The sequence below is a fragment of the Mycobacterium sp. genome (assembly GCF_032162605.1).
Lineage (GTDB): Bacteria > Actinomycetota > Actinomycetes > Mycobacteriales > Mycobacteriaceae > Mycobacterium.
This window is the reverse complement of the sequence record NZ_JAVROT010000559.1, coordinates 1-4,856: the sequence shown is the minus strand read 5'-3', so window position 1 is coordinate 4,856 and position 4,856 is coordinate 1. Positions and strand designations below refer to the sequence as shown.

Here is a 4,856-nt window from a genome sequence, read left to right as displayed (position 1 = left end):
GCGGCGCTGCGGTTCTCGGCGGCGTCGGCCAGGGCGGCCGCCAGCGCGGACGCTCTCGGCGCCGACGGGTCGGCCAGCGGTGCGGCCAACTCGACGAGGCCGTGGGTGTCGAAGAACGCGGTGTCGGTGGCGCCGTCGCGGAAAGCGGGATGGCGAAGGACGTTCACCAGAAGGTCGCGGTTGGTGCCTATGCCGTGCAGGCGGGTGCGGGCCAGCGCGTCGGCCAGGATCGCGGCGGCCTGGGTGCGGGTCGGTGCGTAGGAGATGACCTTGGCCAGCATCGGGTCGTAGAACACCGACACCGCCGATCCGTCCACGACCCCGGAGTCCACCCGCACGCCTGCGCGACCGAGCAGCCCGAACTCGGTCAGCGCCGTCGGGACGTCGAAGCGGTGGACCGGTCCGGCCTGCGGCTGCCAGTCCTTGGCGGGGTCCTCGGCGTAGAGCCGCGCCTCGATCGAATGCCCGCGTGCGGCAGGTGGTTCCGCCTCGAGTCGACCGCCGTCGGCGACCAGTAGTTGCAGCTCGACCAGGTCGAGTCCGGTGGTCTCCTCGGTGACGGGGTGCTCGACCTGCAGCCGGGTGTTCATCTCGAGAAAGAAGAAGTCACCCGCCCCGGACTCTGAGCCGGAGGCCATGAATTCGACGGTGCCTGCGCCGGTGTAGCCGATCGCCTCCGCGGCCAGCCGAGCTGCGTCGAACAGCTTGGCCCGCATGCCCGGTGTGCGCTCGACGAGGGGCGACGGCGCTTCCTCGATGATCTTCTGGTGGCGGCGCTGGATCGAGCACTCGCGTTCACCGACCGCCCACACGGTCCCGTGGGCGTCAGCCATCACCTGCACCTCGACGTGGTGACCTCCTGCCAGGTAGCGCTCACAGAACACCGTCGGATCACCGAAGGCGGACTGCGCTTCCCGCCGGGCGGCCTCCGCCTCCGTGGTCAGCTCGCCGAGTTCGCGGACCACGCGCATGCCGCGCCCACCGCCACCTGCGGACGCCTTGATCAGCACGGGCAGCTGCTTGGCGGTGACCGTCTCGGGGTCGAGCTCGTCGAGCACCGGCACGCCCGCCGCTGCCATCATCTTCTTGGCCTCGATCTTGCTGCCCATGGCGTGCACGGCGGCGACCGGCGGGCCGATCCACGTCAGCCCCGCATCCTGCACGGCGGCGGCGAATTCGGCGTTCTCGGAGAGGAATCCGTACCCCGGGTGGATGGCGTCGGCGCCTGCTGCCCGGGCGGCGGCGACCAGCTGCGCCACGTCGAGGTAGCCGTTGCGGTCGTCGAGGCGGACGCGGACGTCGGCCTCGGCGACGTGGGGCGAGGTGGCGTCGGGGTCGGTGTAGACGGCGACCGTGCCGATGCCGAGGCGACGGCAGGTGGCGAACACGCGGCGGGCGATCTCCCCGCGGTTGGCGACCAGGACTCGCGTGATCATCTCGCTCCCTCCGCGATTTCGGCGCGCTGAGTTGCGCTTACCGCAACCAACCGCGCCGAAATCGCCATCTCGGCGCTCACATCCGGAAGACGCCGAAGTTCGACGTCCCCTCGATCGGGCCATTGGCGATGGCGGACAAGCACATTCCCAGCACGGTGCGGGTGTCACGCGGATCGATGACGCCGTCGTCGAACATCCTGCCCGACAGGAACATCGGCAGCGACTCCGCCTCGATCTGGCCCTCGATCGCGGCCCGCAGGGAAGCGTCGGCGTCCTCGTCGACCTGCTGGCCACGGGCCTCGGCGGCCGCGCGGCTGACGATCGAGATGACGCCCGCCAGCTGGGCGCCGCCCATCACCGCGGACTTCGCGCTGGGCCAGGCGAACAGGAAGCGCGGGTCATACGCCCGCCCGCACATCCCGTAGTGACCCGCGCCGTAGGACGCGCCGAGCAGCAGCGAGATGTGCGGCACCGTCGAGTTGGACACGGCGTTGATCATCATCGAGCCGTGCTTGATCATGCCGCCTTCCTCGTAGGCCTTGCCGACCATGTAGCCGGTCGTGTTGTGCAGGAACAACAGTGGCGTGTCCGAGCGGTTGGCCAGCTGGATGAACTGGGTGGCCTTCTGCGACTCCTCGCTGAACAGCACCCCGCGCGCGTTGGCCAGGATGCCGATCGGATAGCCGTGCAGGGTGGCCCAGCCCGTCACCAGCGAGCCGCCGTAGAGCGGCTTGAACTCGGCGAACTCCGAGCCGTCGACGATGCGGGCGATCACGTCGCGCGGGTCGAACGGCACCCGCAGGTCGGCGGGCACGATGCCGATCAACTCGTCGGCGTCGAACAGCGGTTCGGCGACCGGGCCCGGCGCCGGGCCCGCCCTGTGCCAGTTGAGCCTGGCCACGATGCGGCGGCCGATGCGGATGGCGTCGAGTTCGTCGAACGCGAAGTAGTCGGCCAGACCGGAAGTGCGGGCGTGCATCTCGGCCCCGCCAAGGGATTCGTCGTCGGACTCCTCGCCGGTGGCCATCTTCACCAGGGGAGGCCCGGCGAGGAATACCTTCGAGCGTTCCTTGATCATCACCACGTGATCGGACATGCCCGGCACATAGGCGCCACCGGCGGTCGAGTTGCCGAACACCAACGCGATCGTGGGGATGCCCGCCGCCGAGAGCCGCGTCAGGTCGCGGAACATCTGACCGCCGGGAATGAAGACTTCCTTCTGCGTCGGCAGATCGGCACCACCCGACTCGACGAGCGAGATCACCGGTAGCCGGTTCTCCCTGGCGATCTGGTTGGCGCGCAGGATCTTCCGCAACGTCCACGGGTTGCTGGTGCCGCCCTTGACGGTCGGGTCGTTGGCGACGATGAGGCATTCGACTCCCTCGACGACGCCGATCCCGGTCACCACACTGGCCCCGACGTGGAATTCGCTGCCCCACGCCGCCAGCGGACTCAGCTCGAGGAACGGGGAATCGGGGTCGACGAGCAGCTCGACGCGTTCGCGTGGCGTCAGCTTGCCGCGGGCGTGGTGGCGCTCGACGGACTTGGCGCTGCCGCCCGCCAGCGCCTTGGCGTGCTCGGCGTCGAGCTCGGTGAGCTTGGTGGCCATCGCCTCGGCTGCATCGGTGAACGCGGCGGACGTCGGGTCGACCATTGACTTGAGCGCGCTCATGACTGGTATCCAAGTGTCTTCGCGGCCAGGCCGGTGAGGATTTCGGTGGTTCCCCCGCCGATGCCCAGGATGCGCATGTCGCGGTACTGCCGCTCGACCTCGGACTCCGCCATGTAGCCCATGCCGCCGAACAGCTGGACGGCCGCATTGGCCACCCATTCGCCGGACTCGACGGCGGTGTTCTTGGCGTGGCACACCTCGGTGATCAGGTTGGTCTCACCCGCAAGCTGCCGCTCGACCAGGTAGCGGGTGTACACCCGCGCGACGTCGACCCGTCGCGCCATCTCGGCGAGCGTGTTCTGCACCTGCTGGCGCGAGATCAACGGTCTGCCGAAGGTCTCCCGGTTGCGGCACCACTCGACGGTCAGGTCCAGGCAGCGCTGCGCGCTGGAGTACGCCTGCGCGGCCAGCCCGACGCGCTCGCTCACGAACGCGCCCGCGATCTGAAGGAAGCCGCTGTTCTCGGCGCCGATCAGGTTGGCGACGGGAACGCGGACGTCGGTGTAGGACAGCTCGGCGGTGTCCGAGGACCGCCAGCCCATCTTCTCCAGCTTGCGGCTGACCTCGAATCCCGGTGTGCCCTTGTCGACGACGATCAGAGACACCCCGCCCGCGCCGGGACCGCCGGTGCGGGCGGCGGTCACCACGTAGTCGGCCCGCACACCGGAGGTGATGTAGGTCTTGGCGCCGTTGAGCATGTAAAAGTCACCGTCGCTGGAACTTTCGCGGCGCGCGGTGGTCTTGAGATGCCCGACGTCGGAACCGCCGCCGGGCTCGGTGATGGCCAGCGAGCCGATCTTCTCGCCGCGCAGCGTCGGCCGCACATAGGTCTCGATCAGGCGTTCGTCGCCGGAGGCGATCATGTGCGGCACCGCGATCCCGCACGTGAACAGGGACGCGAAGACGCCGCCGGGCGCGCCCGACTGGTGCATCTCCTCGCAGATGACCACCGCGTCGGCGCCGTCACCGCCACCGCCGCCGACCGACTCGGGCAGGTCCGCGCCGAGCAGTCCTGCCTCACCGGCCTTGAGGTGCAGCTCGCGCGGCAGGTCACCCGAGCGTTCCCACTCGTCGACGTTGGGCAGGATCTCTCGTTCGGCGAAGGCCCGCACCGTCTTTCGGAGCTGTTCGCGTTCGGGTGTCATCCAGATGCTCACTTCAAGAACTCCTCGGGAAGCTCGACGTTTCGGCTGCGCAGCCATTCGCCGAGCCCCTTGGCCTGGGGGTCGAAGCGGGCCTGGTAAGCCACCCCCTTGCCGAGGATGCCCTCGATGACGAAGTTGACCGCGCGCAGGTTGGGCAGCAGGTGGCGGGTGACGCGCAGCTCGCCGGTCTCCGGAAGCAGCTCGCGCAGCGCGTCGGTGGTGAGCGCGTGCGCGAGCCAGCGCCACTGCTCGTCGGTGCGCACCCACACGCCGACGTTGGCGTCGCCACCCTTGTCGCCGCTGCGGGCTCCGGCGACGAGACCCAGCGGTGCACGTCTGGTCTTCCCGGCGGGCAGCGGAACCGGCAGCGCGCCCTCGACGACCGGTCCCAGCACCTTCGTCTCGGCCGCCGGGGCAATCTCGGTCCGCGCGCCGTCGGCGTGCACCGCGAGGTGCGGAACCTCGGCGGCGTCGACGTACCCGGCGGTGAACACCCCGTACACCTGGCCCTCGCCAGGAGGGGCCGTCGTCGTGAATCCTGGATAGCTGGCCAATGCCAGTTCGACTGCGGCGGAGGAGAAGTGGCGGCCCACGGTCTTCGGA

General features: G+C 69.6%; 4 protein-coding genes. All 4 read right to left on the bottom strand.

What is annotated here, in order from left to right; translation table 11 throughout:
* On the bottom strand, positions 1-1,436 hold a 1,436-nt coding region (locus tag QOI01_RS31055; protein ID WP_526387241.1), incomplete at its 3' end, for an acetyl-CoA carboxylase biotin carboxylase subunit.
* A gap of 76 nt (positions 1,437-1,512) precedes the next feature.
* A complete protein-coding gene (locus QOI01_RS31050; RefSeq protein WP_526387239.1) occupies positions 1,513-3,108 on the bottom strand; it encodes an acyl-CoA carboxylase subunit beta in 1,596 nt (531 codons plus the stop codon).
* Positions 3,105-4,265: an acyl-CoA dehydrogenase family protein gene (locus tag QOI01_RS31045; protein ID WP_526387237.1), complete on the bottom strand. Its 1,161-nt coding sequence runs from the start codon at positions 4,263-4,265 to the stop codon at positions 3,105-3,107. The genes QOI01_RS31050 and QOI01_RS31045 overlap by 4 nt, the downstream gene beginning before the upstream one ends.
* A partial coding sequence (locus QOI01_RS31040; protein ID WP_526387235.1) for an AtuA-related protein occupies positions 4,262-4,856 on the bottom strand: 595 nt, incomplete at its 5' end. The genes QOI01_RS31040 and QOI01_RS31045, both read right to left, overlap by 4 nt.